The organism is Reichenbachiella versicolor (assembly GCF_003171675.1).
Taxonomy (GTDB): Bacteria; Bacteroidota; Bacteroidia; order Cytophagales; family Cyclobacteriaceae; genus Reichenbachiella; species Reichenbachiella versicolor.
This window is the reverse complement of record NZ_QFZQ01000005.1, coordinates 42,945-57,476: the sequence shown is the minus strand read 5'-3', so window position 1 is coordinate 57,476 and position 14,532 is coordinate 42,945. Positions and strand designations below refer to the sequence as shown.

16 protein-coding genes are annotated in these 14,532 nt (G+C 34.8%); 10 read left to right on the top strand and 6 right to left on the bottom strand.

Features of this window, described 5'->3' with window-relative positions; genetic code table 11:
- Positions 1-34 precede the first annotated feature (34 nt).
- A complete protein-coding gene (locus DKG80_RS10690) occupies positions 35-1,024 on the bottom strand; it encodes a ribonucleoside-diphosphate reductase small subunit (RefSeq protein ID WP_109831336.1) in 990 nt (329 codons plus the stop codon).
- A 464-nt stretch (positions 1,025-1,488) separates the two neighbouring features.
- On the opposite strand from DKG80_RS10690, the gene rplU reads away from it, so the two are divergent.
- The 7 genes from rplU (at position 1,489) to DKG80_RS10655 (ending at position 7,668) form a co-directional block, all read left to right on the top strand.
- On the top strand, positions 1,489-1,797 hold the full coding sequence (gene rplU, locus DKG80_RS10685; protein ID WP_109831335.1) for a 50S ribosomal protein L21: 309 nt from the start codon (positions 1,489-1,491) through the stop codon (positions 1,795-1,797).
- A gap of 10 nt (positions 1,798-1,807) precedes the next feature.
- Positions 1,808-2,074: a 50S ribosomal protein L27 gene (gene rpmA, locus DKG80_RS10680; RefSeq protein WP_109831334.1), complete on the top strand. Its 267-nt coding sequence runs from the start codon at positions 1,808-1,810 to the stop codon at positions 2,072-2,074.
- A gap of 140 nt (positions 2,075-2,214) precedes the next feature.
- Positions 2,215-3,165 carry an SMP-30/gluconolactonase/LRE family protein gene (locus DKG80_RS10675; protein WP_162555823.1) on the top strand — a complete coding sequence of 317 codons (951 nt, stop codon included), beginning with the start codon at positions 2,215-2,217 and terminating at the stop codon, positions 3,163-3,165.
- Positions 3,166-3,514: 349 nt separating this feature from the next.
- A complete protein-coding gene (locus DKG80_RS10670; RefSeq protein WP_109831332.1) occupies positions 3,515-4,591 on the top strand; it encodes an FIST signal transduction protein in 1,077 nt (358 codons plus the stop codon).
- Positions 4,592-4,597: 6 nt separating this feature from the next.
- Complete coding sequence (locus tag DKG80_RS10665; protein ID WP_109831331.1) at positions 4,598-6,589, top strand: sensor histidine kinase; 1,992 nt, start codon at positions 4,598-4,600, stop codon at positions 6,587-6,589.
- A gap of 4 nt (positions 6,590-6,593) precedes the next feature.
- Positions 6,594-6,986, top strand: a complete 393-nt coding sequence (locus tag DKG80_RS10660; RefSeq protein WP_162555822.1) for a response regulator — start codon at positions 6,594-6,596, stop codon at positions 6,984-6,986.
- Positions 6,987-7,467: 481 nt separating this feature from the next.
- A complete protein-coding gene (locus DKG80_RS10655) occupies positions 7,468-7,668 on the top strand; it encodes a hypothetical protein (protein WP_162555821.1) in 201 nt (66 codons plus the stop codon).
- Between the two features lie 281 nt (positions 7,669-7,949).
- Here DKG80_RS10655 and DKG80_RS10650 read toward each other — a convergent pair whose 3' ends face one another.
- Entirely contained in the window at positions 7,950-8,927 is a 978-nt protein-coding gene (locus DKG80_RS10650) for a zinc dependent phospholipase C family protein (protein WP_109831328.1), read from the bottom strand.
- A gap of 164 nt (positions 8,928-9,091) precedes the next feature.
- Between DKG80_RS10650 and DKG80_RS10645 the strand changes: the two genes are divergently transcribed.
- Both DKG80_RS10645 and DKG80_RS10640 read left to right on the top strand, forming a co-directional pair.
- On the top strand, positions 9,092-10,318 hold the full coding sequence (locus DKG80_RS10645; RefSeq protein WP_221409110.1) for a D-alanyl-D-alanine carboxypeptidase: 1,227 nt from the start codon (positions 9,092-9,094) through the stop codon (positions 10,316-10,318).
- Complete coding sequence (locus DKG80_RS10640) at positions 10,305-10,835, top strand: hypothetical protein (RefSeq protein WP_109831326.1); 531 nt, start codon at positions 10,305-10,307, stop codon at positions 10,833-10,835. Before DKG80_RS10645 ends, DKG80_RS10640 begins: the two co-directional genes overlap by 14 nt.
- Here the strand turns inward: DKG80_RS10640 and DKG80_RS10635 are convergent.
- From DKG80_RS10635 to DKG80_RS10625, 3 genes are all read right to left on the bottom strand, one after another.
- The gene (locus tag DKG80_RS10635; protein ID WP_109831325.1) at positions 10,832-11,167 is read right to left on the bottom strand and encodes an ArsR/SmtB family transcription factor; all 336 of its coding nucleotides are present in this window, start codon (positions 11,165-11,167) and stop codon (positions 10,832-10,834) included. The two genes, DKG80_RS10640 and DKG80_RS10635, sit on opposite strands and share 4 nt — an antisense overlap.
- A 102-nt stretch (positions 11,168-11,269) precedes the next feature.
- Positions 11,270-12,031, bottom strand: a complete 762-nt coding sequence (locus DKG80_RS10630) for a DUF952 domain-containing protein (RefSeq protein WP_109831324.1) — start codon at positions 12,029-12,031, stop codon at positions 11,270-11,272.
- Complete coding sequence (locus DKG80_RS10625; RefSeq protein ID WP_109831323.1) at positions 12,024-12,857, bottom strand: alpha/beta hydrolase family protein; 834 nt, start codon at positions 12,855-12,857, stop codon at positions 12,024-12,026. Before DKG80_RS10625 ends, DKG80_RS10630 begins: the two co-directional genes overlap by 8 nt.
- Before the next feature lie 134 nt (positions 12,858-12,991).
- Here DKG80_RS10625 and DKG80_RS10620 point away from each other — a divergent pair, with 134 nt between their 5' ends.
- Positions 12,992-13,966, top strand: coding sequence for a polyprenyl synthetase family protein (locus tag DKG80_RS10620; protein ID WP_109831322.1), 975 nt, complete (start codon positions 12,992-12,994; stop codon positions 13,964-13,966).
- Between the two features lie 54 nt (positions 13,967-14,020).
- Here the strand turns inward: DKG80_RS10620 and DKG80_RS10615 are convergent, their stop codons facing one another.
- The gene (locus DKG80_RS10615) at positions 14,021-14,527 is read right to left on the bottom strand and encodes a hypothetical protein (protein WP_109831321.1); all 507 of its coding nucleotides are present in this window, start codon (positions 14,525-14,527) and stop codon (positions 14,021-14,023) included.
- Positions 14,528-14,532 lie beyond the last annotated feature (5 nt).

Genomic DNA, 14,532 nt, shown 5'->3' with positions numbered 1-14,532 from the left:
GGGATTAGGGGGTAAGGGTTATACAATATGTTTTTTAAAAATCTTCGTCTAGACTGAATTTAGGAGCATCATCATTTTCTTGATTCATGACGCCAGCTTTTTGATATTCAGCTACTCTCTTCTCAAAGAAGTTGGTTTTTCCCTGAAGAGAAATCATATCCATAAAATCAAATGGATTAGTAGCCTCATATATTTTGGGGCATCTAAGTTCTAAGAGTAGTCGATCCGCTACGAATTCAATATATTGACACATTAGGTCAGCATTCATTCCGATTAGCTTTACAGGAATAGCTTCTGTAACAAACTCTTTTTCTATTTCGACTGCGTCCTTAATAATAGTCTGTATAGTTTCTACGGAAAGCTTGTTTACTAGATGGTCGTTATATAACAAACATGCAAAGTCACAATGCAATCCTTCATCTCTTGAAATTAACTCGTTGGAAAAGGTCAATCCTGGCATCAAGCCTCTCTTTTTTAACCAGAAAATAGAGCAAAAACTACCAGAGAAGAAAATTCCTTCTACAGCTGCAAATGCAATAAGCCTTTCTGCAAAAGATCCATTTTCAATCCATCTTAGTGCCCAATCAGCTTTCTTACCTACGCATGGAATGGTTTCAATAGCATGAAAAAGCTTATCTTTTTCTTCAGCATCTTTTACATAAGTATCTATAAGCAACGAATAAGTTTCGGAGTGTATGTTTTCTATAGCAATCTGAAAACCATAGAAGAACTTCGCTTCTGTATATTGAACTTCTGCAACAAAGTTTTCAGCTAAATTTTCATTAACAATTCCATCACTGGCCGCAAAGAATGCCAACACATGTGTTATGAAGTGTCTTTCGCCATCATTCAGATTCTCCCAGTCCTTTAGGTCTTGACTCAGGTCAATCTCTTCAGCAGTCCAAAAGCTAGCTTCTGCTTGCTTATAAAACTGCCAGATATCGTCTTTCTGTATAGGGAAGAGGACGAATCTATCTTTGTTTTCCTTTAATATTGGTTCGTTTTCCAAATTCTGCTTTTCCATTCTTTTAGGTAAACTCTGTTTAGGTCCCAAAAAATAATAAAACTCCCCTAGGGCACTCCTTTTTTACAAAGTGTGCCTTGCACATATTAGTTAGCTAATGGCGAATTAGCTGGTGGTCGTACGTTTTTCTAAAGGAATACTTGTCCTGGTTGAGCGCATAATACTTTGAACAAGCGTTACAAATATGAAAAAAAGAGCTCTAAAAATCAAAGTCTAAATCTGTCTGCTAAAAGGCATGTTTGCATAATTCAAAAAGTCTTTAAAATAAAGATTAACAGTGAGTTATGTTGGTTTGTTAAATTTTGTCTTCATCGAAATTTAACAGTATAGAGGGGTTGATATTTGCTTAAAAAAAAAATTATTTTTTTAGTGGGGGTAAACAGTTGGATGAGTGTTTGAAAATTGATATAGAACAATTACTTTTGCAGACCCATTTTGAAACGGGATAATATTACAAACAATTTATGTACGCAATAGTTGATATAGCAGGAAAGCAGTTCAAAGTAACGCAAGACCAGTTCATCTATACTCCATCATTGGAAGGTGAAGAAGGCGCTTCCGTAGTGTTTGACAAAGTGTTGTTGGTAGACAATGACGGGAAAGTCAAAGTAGGTGCTCCTACAGTAAGTGGTGCACAAGTTTCAGGTAAGATCCTTTCTCACTTGAAAGACGATAAAGTTATCGTGTTCAAGAAAAAAAGAAGAAAAGGGTACAAAAAGCAAAATGGTCATAGACAAGGATTGACCAAAGTATTGATCGAGAACATAAAATAATAGATATACCATGGCACATAAGAAAGGAGTAGGTAGTTCTAAAAATGGAAGAGAGTCACACAGTAAAAGATTAGGTGTGAAAATCTTCGGAGGTCAGGATATCGTTGCTGGCAACATTATCGTAAGACAGAGAGGTACTCAGCACCACCCAGGTAAAAATGTTGGGATGGGTAAAGATCACACTTTATTTGCATTGACTGATGGTGTGGTTGAATTCAAAAAAGGAAGACAAAATAGATCTTATGTATCTGTAGTTGAGAAAACTGCTGAAGCTTAAGTAAGAAATATTTAAGGTTAATGATACAGAGCCTTCTATGATCATCATAGAAGGCTTTTTTGTTTCATATGGTTGACTCTGCCTGATTATCAAATTTATATTTTAAGTAAAAAGTCATTCTGTAGATGTATCTTCACTTTATGAAAAGACTAATCTTACTTATTGCAATCGCAATGGCTTGCTTTGCATTCTCCCCCCAATCAATTAAAAAGTATAAAGCGGAAGTTTTTTTAGAAGAACAGAATAAGCTTGGTGAAGGAGCTATTTGGAATTATAAAACAAACCAACTTTGGTATATAGATATACTCAATGGTTTATTCAAAACAATTAGCCTTGATCATTCAAATGGAGCTACTTATAATATGGAACAGCATATAGGTACAGTAGTACCTACAGATCAGGGTAATGCTGTAGTAGCACTTCGTGATGGAGTGTATCAATACAGTTTAAAAGAGAAACAATCCACATTAATGACAAGCCCAGATCAAGGAATTGAGGATATTAGATTCAATGATGGTAAATGTGATCCGTCAGGAAGATTTTGGGTAGGGTCCATCGTTAGTAAGAAGAGAGCGGGGGAGGCATCACTTTATAGGGTAGAGAGCAAAGGTGAGACAACAAGAGTTTTGGATAGTATTACTTGTTCTAATGGTATAGTTTGGACTTCTGATAAGAGAACAATGTACTATGTTGATAGTTTTGATAAAAAAGTGAAGGTATTTGACTACGATGATAAAACAGGTAATGTTTCTAATAGGAGAGTAGCTTTTGATGTGTCGCAATATGGGACTCCTGATGGTATGGCGATAGACGCTAATGATAATCTTTGGGTTGCTGTTTGGGGTGGTAGTATGGTCGGCTGCTGGGATCCCGTTTCGGGTAAACTCTTAGCTAAAATCGAAGTTCCAGCTTTAAATGTTACCTCATGTGCCTTTGGTGGTAAGAAGTTGGATTCTTTATTTATTACAACAGCTATTGTAGGAATGAAAAAAGAACAGAGAGATCAATACCCTCTTGCCGGAAGTATTTTCGTTGCTACTCCTGGAGTGAAAGGTGTTAAGACTGATTTTTTTAAAGAGGAGAAACATTAAAATCTTAATACTTAGCCATTGTACTTGGTAATTACTATTAGTTGTAAGGTGCAAGTAAGTCGGCGTATTTCTCTTTTTGGATATTCTAAAATGAAAATAAGTTCTTAAAAATTAATTTTTTAAGTATTGAAACTCCCTCCTCTCCTCTAAAAAAATTCCCAGAAATAGGTTGTTCTAGAACAAGAGTGTATGTTTAAAGTACTCTAATCAAAGAATGGGAATACGATATTTTTAGTCAATTACCATTCAACGACCATTTTTACCATTCGACCTCTTTTTTATACCGTTTGACGATAATCAACGAAAACACCTTCCTACATGCACTACCATTGAGGAAAATTTCACACCAATGTTAGTACAAGAAGTAAACCTCGATAATGTATTTTCTCAATTAAGTAGAGACAGCATTAATATTATATCAATTGGTGAAAAGGCCAGTTTAGATATAGATGAATTGATCGAAAGGTCAAATGAAAACGGAATTAAGATAGCAGGAGGAATTTTTCCTATGATTGTTCATGAGACCAAAGCTTATGATGATGGTCTCATTATTAAGCAAATAGACAAGGGAAATAGAACCATCCTGTTGCAGGATATACACAATACAGAAATTGTCTTTCCGAAGCTAGAAAAGCATGAAAAATCGTGTATAGTTTTTACTGATGGACTTTCTACAGGTACTTCATATTTGCTTGATAGGCTTTATGAGCACTATTGGAACAAATTAAGTTATGTAGGAGGAGGTTGTGGGTCTCTGTCATTAGAGCAAGCACCATGTGTCTTTACTAATGAAGGAGTTTTTCAAAATGCTGCTGTTATTCAATTAATTGATCGCGATATAGATTTAGGTATTTGTCATGGTTGGGAGAAAATTTCTGGGCCATTTGTAGCTAACAAAACTGATGGAAATAGAATTTTAGAACTTAATTGGAGACCGGCTTTTGAAGTTTATAAAGAGGTTGTAGAGCAATACAGTGAATTGAGTTTTGAGGGAAATAGTTTCTTTGATATTTCACAAGCTTTTCCATTTGGTATTTATAAAGAAGGACATGAAGATATAGTAAGAGACCCAATTATGGTTGATGAAGAAGGGGCTCTTGTATGTGTAGGGCAAATAGGTCAGAATGTTTCATTGAATATTTTAAAAGGAGATACTGAGAATTTATTTAGTTCCGCGGCTAAAGCCACAGAAGATTCAATTAAGAATAATAATGTTAAGGACGTATTTGTTGTTGATTGTATCTCTAGAATGCTCTATCTTAAAGAGGATTTTCAAAAAGAACTGCAAGCTGTTCATCAGAAAATCACAGATTCTAACCCTAATGTTGAATTGGAAGGTGTCTTATCTTTAGGCGAAATTGCTTCAAATCATGAAGGGTATTTAGAGTTTTATAATAAAACAATAGTCGTTTCATCAACCAACTAAAACTATATGGATAGAGCACTTGAGTTGCTGTCCTTACTCTACGAGCTCAGCCTTACTAACCAACAATATCTATCTCCCCAAGAAACTGCCAGAAATTTTATTCAGAAATTTCTGTCAAGGAAATCTCTCCAATACGGAGCAGTGTGGAAAATTGATTCTTATGACAAACCTTATATGAGATTGTCTAGAATCTATTCTATCCCAAGTCAACCAGATGAAAGAGAACTTGATCTCGATATATTCTTGAACTCATTTGGTAAAGAAAGTTTTACTTTAACGAAGAAGTCCATATTCAAGAATGTCGATATGGAAGGCGATTTTGTATACTTTCTGTTGAAGGATTTTGCAATTTTTGAATTGTATCATGAGAAAAACGAAAAATTATTTACCAAAGTAGGTTTTGCTCCCTTTTTGGATGTAGTAAAACAGTTTGCCACTAGTCTTGAAAGTAGATACGCTTATGATATGCTTCAGCAAGAAGTTGCCCAGAGAAAAAAAGCGGAGCTGTCTCTTATGGCTAATGAAGAAAAGTTTCGAAGGATTATTGATAATATAAGTCTAGGGCTAATGGAGGTTGATAATAACGAGATCGTTCAATACGCTAATGAATCTTTTCTAGAGTTTACAGGATATGATCTTGAAGAAATTTTAGGAAAGAAGGCATCAGATATATTCTTAGATGAGGAACAAAAGCCTGTAATGTACAATGAAAGTGAGAGTCGTAAGGAAGGTAAATCAAATTCCTATGAACTATCAATGATAGATAAATATGGTAACAAACGCTGGGCAATTATTAGTGGAGCTCCGAACTATGACAAAAACGGGCAGCTTATAGGCTCGATTGGAATACATCTAGATATTACTGAAGAGAAAAAATTGAGACAAGAGAATGAATTTAAGGATGCTCAATTGAAAAAACTTTTTGAGAAGTCTCTTGATGCTCTTGTTTCTATAGATTCTAAGGGAGTAATTTTTGAATGGAGTCCACAAGCAGAGAAAATTTTCGGTTTTTCTGCGGAAGAAATAATAGGTACTCATTTGAGTGAATCTATAGTACCAAGTAAGTATTTGGAGGCGCATGAAACAGGGATGAAAAATTATTTAACCACTGGTCATGGTCCGGTTCTTAATCAGAGAATAGAAATTACAGCTACTAGAAAATCTGGAGAAGAGTTCCCTATTGAGTTGACAGTATTTCCGTTGAAGCATGATCATGAGGAATACTTTACTGCCTTTGTGAGAGACATTACGGAGATTAAGGCTTCCAAAGAGAATATGGAAAAAGCCCTAGAACGGCAAAAGGAATTAAATAATATGAAGTCTCAGTTCATTTCTATGACATCTCATGAATTGAGAACTCCATTAACTACCATAAAAAGCAATACTGAATTGCTTAACTATCAATTGACAGAGCAGGATCAAATAGTTAAAGCAAGATTACTGAAGAATGTTGATAGAATAGAGAATAATGTTGATCGTCTTAATCATTTGATTAACAATATTTTGATGATAGGTAAATTAGATTCGGACAAAGTACCATTTGCACCTGAGCCCATAGATATTGTTCGGTTTATTGAGCGAGAATTGCTACCAGATTTGGAAAGTCGTGGAAAGAACCTTGTCATCGAAGTTTCGGGAGAGCCAGATAAGGTACTTCTGGATAAGAAGTTATTTACTCATATTCTTACCAATTTAGTAGAGAATGCATTTAAGTATTCTGAGGAAAGTCAGAATTCTCCCGAGTTACATTTAATGTATAGGTCAGATGAAGTAGTTATAGATATCAAGGATTATGGAATAGGGATACCACCCGAGGATTTATCTAGCTTGTTTAGTATTTTCTTTAGAGCTTCCAATGTAGGGAATATACAAGGTACAGGATTGGGACTTTCTATTGTAAAACAATTCGTGGAGCTACATGAGGGCACAATAGATGTTACAAGTCAAGTCGGGGAGGGTACAGTTTTTCATCTATACTTCCCAAATAAACCAAACTAACAAAATGGGATATCAAATATTAATTGTAGAAGACGATCAGTGGATCGCAGAATCTCTTTCGGAGATGTTGGAGGTTTTAAATCACGATGTAGTGAGTGTTGTAGACTCTTATGATGCTGCAATAACTATGCTTGAAGAGGTGAAAGTAGAAATAGCTCTACTTGATATACAGATTAGAGGGGAGAAGACGGGTATTGATTTAGCAGAAAAAATCAAAAATGACTATCATATCCCTTTTATATTTACTACTGCGTATGCAGATAAAGAAACAATAAAAAAAGCGTCTGTGCAGAGTCCATATGGGTATCTGGTTAAACCATATGGAATGAAAGATATCAGTGTTAGCTTTGATTTTGCTATAGAAAATCATCGTTTCATATCTGGTATTACAGGGTAGGTTTTGTTTTAGAACAAGAGTGTCCAATCATTTTTTGAAAATGAGATTATTGAAAGTATGACAAGAATTAAATGGTTCTCTACCTCTTAAATAGAGGTAGAAGTTTTTTCTACACAATACTTTAAAGGGAATGATAAATTTGAATAAGAGTCAATCCTTACGTCAATGATTTGATTTAATGATTAACCTTTTATAGCTAGTTGTACCTGAATATGAGATTGTTAGAGAAAATTCAAACAAAAGAACTTATTATAGCTTGCGGTTCCACTTTTTTAGCCTGTATTCTAGTAGAATAAGTGTTTATGGTTGTTTAACCCAGATAAACGGTCTGATAAGATAGTTAAAATGTAGTCTGATATTATTTAACAATTTGACACAGCAATAGCACATGTTGTCGATGCCTACCTTCCATTCAACTTATTACAAGACTTACATAGCCGATTCATTAGTTGCTTTGAGTATTCAACTAAATAAAACAGCTATGTACGAAATTTTAATAGTAATATATAATGTGAAGGAAGAGGTGTACGAGATGTCTAAGGTAGTAGCGGATTACTCCCGAATATATGACGCCAATATCTTGCATGTATTTGAAATATATCAAGAAACACTGGCTAATACAGTTGTTAAGAATTTAAACAGAGCTCGTGAAATGAGTATTGACCCTTCGTATTCTTGGTGAGTTTTAAGGTAGCTTCAGTATTATATAGATGTATATTTTGTCAGCGAATAGATTTTTGAGAAGGGTATTGAAATGGGAGGTTTTTTATGTTAATAATTAACTTCCCTTTCACTAAGCAATAGTGCTTTTATGTCTTAAGTTAAGTGTCTACTCTTTAATTCAAATAACGGATTATTTGATTATATACAATAAACTCTTGTGTTTGTAGAATAAGGAGGAGCAAGAAAATTTACTGGTTTAAAAAGGTAATTTTAGATTTTCATTAAATAAATAGATTGCCTTTAATTGTGTTCCCTGCTTTTCACAGTTCTACTTTCCCACTTTGTTTTATCTTCATTTAGCTTTCTCTTTTCTTTATCAGTAAGGTCCAAAGTCAGTAACTCAGAAAGTTCAGGTTGACCAGCATCAGCCCAAGCAGTATACCATATATCACCAATCATTTTTATACTAGCTCTCATTCTTCGTTCAACCATACCATTAAGAAGCATATGGTATTTGTAGCTATATGGTTTTGAATAGACTTTTACATTCGTGGCACCACGGGTTTCATAGGAGTACTTTTTACCAGGTTTTGTTTCTTCATTAAGTTTCTGTTCCAGTAGTAAAACAGAATCCTTAGCAAGGTGAGCTTTTTCTATTGCCGTCCAAATGTATTCTTGTACGTCGGGAATGTAATTAGCTCTGCCTACAAAAAAGTCATAGTTTTTAGAATATAACTCAGGAAGCCGAGATTCCCAAAAACCATGAATACCATGCTGATGAGTGAGTTGACCATTATAATTTTCCGTAGTGTGTAATGGAACGTTAGCGTCAGCAATATAATGTCCTAAATCAGCCGAGTGTCTTAAAATAGCGTCCAGATTTTTTTCTTCAAACGCTTTTCTAAGCCAGTGGTAGACTCTATATGTATGCCATGGAACGATTCCATATGATAATAAAGTGTCTTCAGAGTATTTTGAAACCGCACTATCCCATCGATGCGGAACTTCTTTGAGTCCGTCTTTTCCATATACATCTAGATCAATAAAATGTCTAGGAGCTTCATTTTTGAGAGAGTATCTACGTTTGTCTGGATTAACAGCATTTTCTGAGATTGATACAATATGCTTTTTGAAAAAAGGCATGAGATCTTGTGGTATTGTAAAAACAGCTAATCGATTGATTTCTTTATGTGCAAAAAATCCCCAAGACGGAGGTTTTGAGTAAGAAGTCGTTTGATAAAAGAGATATATTATGAAAATGAAAGATAGCTTTTTCAAGGAGATTAATTTGATAGAGTAAAATTAAAATGGAAAGTTAGCGATATAGAAATTGCCCGTTTAATTTTCCGTCAATTATGAAGGTTCAAATCAAAATTCTCTGTTTATCTCTGTTCGTACTGAGTGGTTGCGCAATCATGAAGTCAAAGCAACTAACAGTGAGAATGAAAAACAGTTTGGAGAAGTCTGATTACTTCAATTCTCATTTTACAGGTTTTTCTCTGTACGACCCTCTATTGGATCAATACTTGTATGAATGGAATGCTGATAAATATTTTAATCTAGCATCTAATACCAAGCTTTTGACCTACTACGCAGGTCTAAAACTTTTAGGTGATTCAATACCTGCACTCAAATACCGAACCCAAAACGATACATTGTTTTTTACTGGTACTGGTGATCCATCTTTCTTAAATATTGTTTTTAAAGATCAGCCTACTTTTGAATTTTTAAAAGACCGAAAAGAAGATTTAGTTTACGTTTCTCCGTTATTTTATGATCGTTCTCAAGCAGCTGGATGGACTTGGGAGGATTATGAATATTATTACCAACCTGAGAGATCTGGGTTTCCTATCTATGGGAACGAAGTGAGCTTTGTTTATGATTCTACAACCAAAGTTTTTCAGGTACTGCCTACTTTTTTTAAAGATTATACGGAAATTTTATCAGAAACAAATTCATCTCCTCAGCGAATTAAAAATATTAACTCTTTTAATTATAAGCCTGATACTTCTAGAAGTCAACATAAGAACCGTGTTCCTTTTATTGTATCCGATGAACTGATAGTCGAGTTACTTTCAGACACTTTGAATAAAGAGTTAAGCTGGCTCGATACAAGGTATATGGATTTCCCAAACACGTTTTACTCTATGCCTTCAAAGCGTTTATACGCCTACATGCTCAAAGCAAGTGATAATTTGATTGCAGAACATTTACATTATTTGATTTGTACACAAATGGGATTGGCAATGAGGTCTTCTACAATTCGTGAATACGTAAAACGTAATTTCTTTCAAGATGTAAAAAACCAGCCTATTTGGAAGGATGGATCTGGTCTGTCCAGGTACAACTTAGCCACTCCACGTTTTATGATAGAGTTGTTGGTTAAAATTGGGAGAGAAGTGGATATGGATGAGTTAAAATCGATGCTTGCGATCGGAGGCGTGGATGGTACGATTCGTCATTGGTATAAAGCCAACGAAGGAGAATCACCTTTCGTTTTTGCGAAAACAGGTACATTGAGTAACAATCATAATTTAACAGGAGTGATTACGACTAGGTCTGGCCGTAATTTGTTTTTCTCATTTATGAATAATAATTATTCGGGTAGATCTAGTCCTGTTAAGAGTCAAATGGAGAAGGTTTTACGAATGATTCATGAAGAGTATTAAACTAATGTTTTTAATGCTACTTTGTTTAGCATGTCAAGAATATAGAGTTTCATATCCACTTAGCGATCCTAAGATTCAAACTAATAAATCAGATTTAGTAGGAAAATGGAGGTTTGAGAGAGGCTTACTATTGTCAGATTCTTCAGAATTGAGCTATGGTACCAATAGTATAGAGATACGGCCTTTCAATTTGCATGAGTATATTATCAAGTTAGTTCCTGATAGTATAGAGACAGCAAGTGATGTGATGTTGTTTCGAGGGTTTGAAAGTCAAATTGATGCAGTACGGTATGCTAATATGACTTTTTTAGAAGGTGTAGACATAAAACCAATGTATAGTATCTATAAGTTTGAAGTGCTAGGGGAAAAGCTGATATTTTGGGGAGTGCCCGAGCAAGTTTTTGACTCACTCGGTATTTCAATTACTTCAATTTCAAAACACAATAAGTTCATGAAAAAACACTCTTCAAGAGCTATTTGGCTCCATCAATATGAGTATTCTAAGTTGCCTGATTAGCAGCAATCATTATCATTTAGAGATAATTGGACGTCAAAGAAGCTACCAAAAATCTCTTTAATTTTATTCCAATTCTCGGTGTTAATACAATAAGAAACACTGGTGCCTTCAATAGTTCCTTTGATGAATCCAGCCGTTTTTAATTCTTTCAAATGTTGAGATACAGTTGCTTGAGCAAGTCCTAGTTCTCCTACAATTTCACCGCATATACAAGCATTGGCTTCTATCAAGTGCTGTATGATAGCTATGCGAGCAGGGTGTCCAAGCGCCTTTGCCATCATGGCTATTTGATTTTGTTTCTCTGTAAATATTTCGCTCTTAGTCAACCCCATATTTCTCGGACATTTTCTTCATTGCAAATATAGGGATTTTACGATAATGTTAATTTAATGTTAATTTAAAATTTCAAAACTGTTAAAACTTTCAGTATCGAGTTAGCTTAGTTTATCTTCAAATGCTTCAGATTGGAGGATAGTAGCTTTGATGATAGCACTTTTATTGATTTTACCATATATGTGTGGGAAGCTACTTTGACGGCGATTGGAGTATTCCCATTTGAGTGGGGAAAGTAACCAAGGGCTATGTATAGCCAAAACGATGTATTTTTTTACTGGATCAGTATATAACTGAATACTTTCTTCCAATTGTTCTTGGGTACTCGCGTGGATAAAACCTTCTGAGATCATTGATTCAGGAGCGTATTCATAACTAGTGGATTGGTTTTGCCATTGTTCAATTTCGACCACGTGATAGATTAATTCAGGCTTGAGCCTCGATATTTTCCATTTACGCTCATTAAATTGATTTACGAACTCTTTTATGATATCCGGGTGTGATTGAATGAGAAAAATAGACTGATTGTCTTTCTCTTGAATTACAATGGCATCTCGTCCTATGAATCCATAATAGGACCAACCAAAAAAGATAAAGACACACATAAGATTAATTTGATAATTATACCATCCTATAGATAATGCTAACATGGATAGACTAGCACCTATCCCACCTAATATTAGAGGAATAATCAACTTTTTTGGAGTTACATTAATGGAGCTTATTTGGTCATAGTGATATTGATTAATGTTGCCTTTTAAAGTGATGATTAAGTGAGCATGAGTAATTTCAATTTTGTTTTGTTCATCACCTTGTTTTTTTAGATAACATTTTTGGAGAATAGGTATCATATTTTTAGCCATGTAAAAAGTCAACTGTAATTTGGATTAGCTGTTTGGTGTGATCAGGAAGTTCACGATCTGTCCAAGGAGTAACCCCACCAAAAGTATGTGCTGCTCCTTCTATTACTGCTGTTTTGAAAGTAGGGTTAGAAGATTTTAATTGATCTTGATGATCTAATGGTACTGTCTCATCTTTTGTTCCGTGAATACAGAGAGTTGGTACATGTATTTCTTTTACTCTCTTGTCAATAATGTATCTATCTCCTTGCTTGTAAAAATCTTCCACTATTTGGTAATGAAGAGGCATTTGTTGATTAGTTCTAGAGTTTTCTACGTAGATAGTTCCTTCACTACGCCAGTAATCCAAGGCGTTTTGATCCCATCTCCATACGAAGTCGGCAACAGATGCCCAGGTTACCAGTTTTTTTATTCGTCTGTCGTCTGCCGTTTTTATCAATGAAATCCCACCTCCTCGGCTATGTCCAATCAGATACAATTTATTTTTATCACATTTAAGAGGGAAATCACTACTTAATATAAAATCTATGACAGTTTCAATATCATCAGATTCTTTGGTGAAATTGTTTTGTCCAAACGCTTCTAAGTCTACGAAGTCAATAGGGTGTTCTGGAGTGACACCATTGTGAGATAGGTTCATTTTTACAAACGCAAAGCCTTTGCTAGCTATGTTAGTAGCGATTTCGTTTTGATGCATTGCGTCTTTGAAACCTTTAAATCCATGAACATATAATATTATAGGCTGGGAACTGTCTTCAGATCCAGAGCGTATATCAATTCCAAATGGTCTACCTAATTTCGATGTAAGTGTTATTTCTTGGACTTTCATGTTTATTTTAAGATAGTATATGGGTAAAATAACTATAGGCGTCCGTATACATAGGCTAAATCAAGGATAAAACTTATTACTCTAAGGTTTTAACTACTGAATTACATATTTCGAATTAATATTGTGCCCAAATCATGGCTATCAAGATAAAAGACATTCAAGCACCCATTTCTAAAGAAATGTTGGACTTCGAGAAAAAGTTCCGACAATCAATGAAAAGTAATGTGATGCTTCTGGATAAAATTATGACTTACATCGTGAAGCGAAAAGGTAAGCAGATGCGTCCTATGTTCGTTTTCTTGAGTGCAGGTACCGTTGGTCAGATAGGGGATTCTACTTATAGAGGAGCTTCGTTGATAGAATTACTCCATACGGCTACTCTTGTCCATGATGATGTAGTAGATGAGTCCACTTACCGTCGAGGCTTCTTTTCAGTTAATGCACTTTGGAAAAATAAGATTGCAGTTTTGGTAGGAGATTTTCTACTTTCCAGAGGGATGCTACTGTCAATAGATCATGGCGATTTTGATCTGCTGAAAATTGTGTCTGAAGCCATTCGTGAGATGAGTGAAGGGGAGATCCTACAAATGGAAAAAGCCAAGAAACTTGATATCACTGAGGAAGTGTATTATGAAATCATTCGTCAAAAAACCGCTAGTTTGATTACAGCTTGCTGTAAGGTTGGTACAGCTTCGGCAGGAGGAGATCCTGTGGCTATTCAGTCTATGGGTGAGTTTGGTGAGAAAGTAGGTATGGCCTTTCAGATCAAAGATGATTTATTTGATTATGGTACTCAGGAAGTAGGTAAGCCACTAGGTATTGATATTCGTGAGAAGAAAATGACACTTCCTCTTATTCACGCATTGAACAATTCTAGTAAAGTTGAAAAAAAGCATATCATCAAGACCATAAAAAAACATAGTGAGGATAGTGCTAAGGTGAACGAGGTAATTGCGTTTGTTAAAGAAAAGGGTGGAATCGAATACGCTACTGAGGTCATGAATAAGTTTCACTCTGATGCTATTGATATTCTACATACTTTCCCAAAATCAGAAAAACGAACTTCTTTAGAGCAATTGGTACAATTTACGATAGATAGGACAAAGTAAATTATTATTGGGTACTCGCATATTTGGTAGTTATTATTGAAGAGTATCCTATATTTATTTAGTCAGTTCTAACCTTCTCCATCTTCCTCGTGCATATGCAGTGCCGTTACCTTCAGGGATTTTACCATTTGTAACAGCCATAAATTCAATCATAATAGTATCACCATTTTTGATTCTGACTTTGTTAGGAAGAGGGTTAATCTGCTCTTTATAGTTTTTTTCAGACACTTCGTTCTTAATTACCTCGCCGATGTATTTGTTATTGACTTTGATTTTATAAGTAGATTCACCGTCGTCTTCGAGAAGAGTAGTTAATGACAACTTGTATTTTCCCGATTTGCCTTTAAATGTGGTTTGAGCAGCAGCGTATTTATCTCTATATGCTACTCTACCAGCATTAACAGCTAAGCATTTTCTTCTTGTGTCTTGATAACCATTGACATACCCTTCGATATTAGTGAATTTTTCAAAAGATAAAGCCTCTAGAGTATAAGTTGGTTGACAATAACAGAAACTAGATAGAAAAGTTAGTAACAGAATAGATATTAAAAATTTGATCATAGTTT

Coding starts and splice junctions, on each gene's coding strand:
- DKG80_RS10660 (WP_162555822.1), top strand. CDS start 6,594: ATGGGATATCAAATATTAATTGTAGAAGACGATCAGTGGATCGCAGAA.
- DKG80_RS10625 (WP_109831323.1), bottom strand. CDS start 12,857: ATGAAAGTCCAAGAAATAACACTTACATCGAAATTAGGTAGACCATTT.
- DKG80_RS10620 (WP_109831322.1), top strand. CDS start 12,992: ATGGCTATCAAGATAAAAGACATTCAAGCACCCATTTCTAAAGAAATG.
- DKG80_RS10665 (WP_109831331.1), top strand. CDS start 4,598: ATGGATAGAGCACTTGAGTTGCTGTCCTTACTCTACGAGCTCAGCCTT.
- DKG80_RS10670 (WP_109831332.1), top strand. CDS start 3,515: ATGTTAGTACAAGAAGTAAACCTCGATAATGTATTTTCTCAATTAAGT.
- DKG80_RS10675 (WP_162555823.1), top strand. CDS start 2,215: ATGAAAAGACTAATCTTACTTATTGCAATCGCAATGGCTTGCTTTGCA.
- DKG80_RS10640 (WP_109831326.1), top strand. CDS start 10,305: ATGAAGAGTATTAAACTAATGTTTTTAATGCTACTTTGTTTAGCATGT.
- rpmA (WP_109831334.1), top strand. CDS start 1,808: ATGGCACATAAGAAAGGAGTAGGTAGTTCTAAAAATGGAAGAGAGTCA.
- DKG80_RS10645 (WP_221409110.1), top strand. CDS start 9,092: ATGAAAAACAGTTTGGAGAAGTCTGATTACTTCAATTCTCATTTTACA.
- DKG80_RS10635 (WP_109831325.1), bottom strand. CDS start 11,167: ATGGGGTTGACTAAGAGCGAAATATTTACAGAGAAACAAAATCAAATA.
- DKG80_RS10630 (WP_109831324.1), bottom strand. CDS start 12,031: ATGGCTAAAAATATGATACCTATTCTCCAAAAATGTTATCTAAAAAAA.
- DKG80_RS10615 (WP_109831321.1), bottom strand. CDS start 14,527: ATGATCAAATTTTTAATATCTATTCTGTTACTAACTTTTCTATCTAGT.
- DKG80_RS10655 (WP_162555821.1), top strand. CDS start 7,468: ATGTACGAAATTTTAATAGTAATATATAATGTGAAGGAAGAGGTGTAC.
- rplU (WP_109831335.1), top strand. CDS start 1,489: ATGTACGCAATAGTTGATATAGCAGGAAAGCAGTTCAAAGTAACGCAA.
- DKG80_RS10690 (WP_109831336.1), bottom strand. CDS start 1,024: ATGGAAAAGCAGAATTTGGAAAACGAACCAATATTAAAGGAAAACAAA.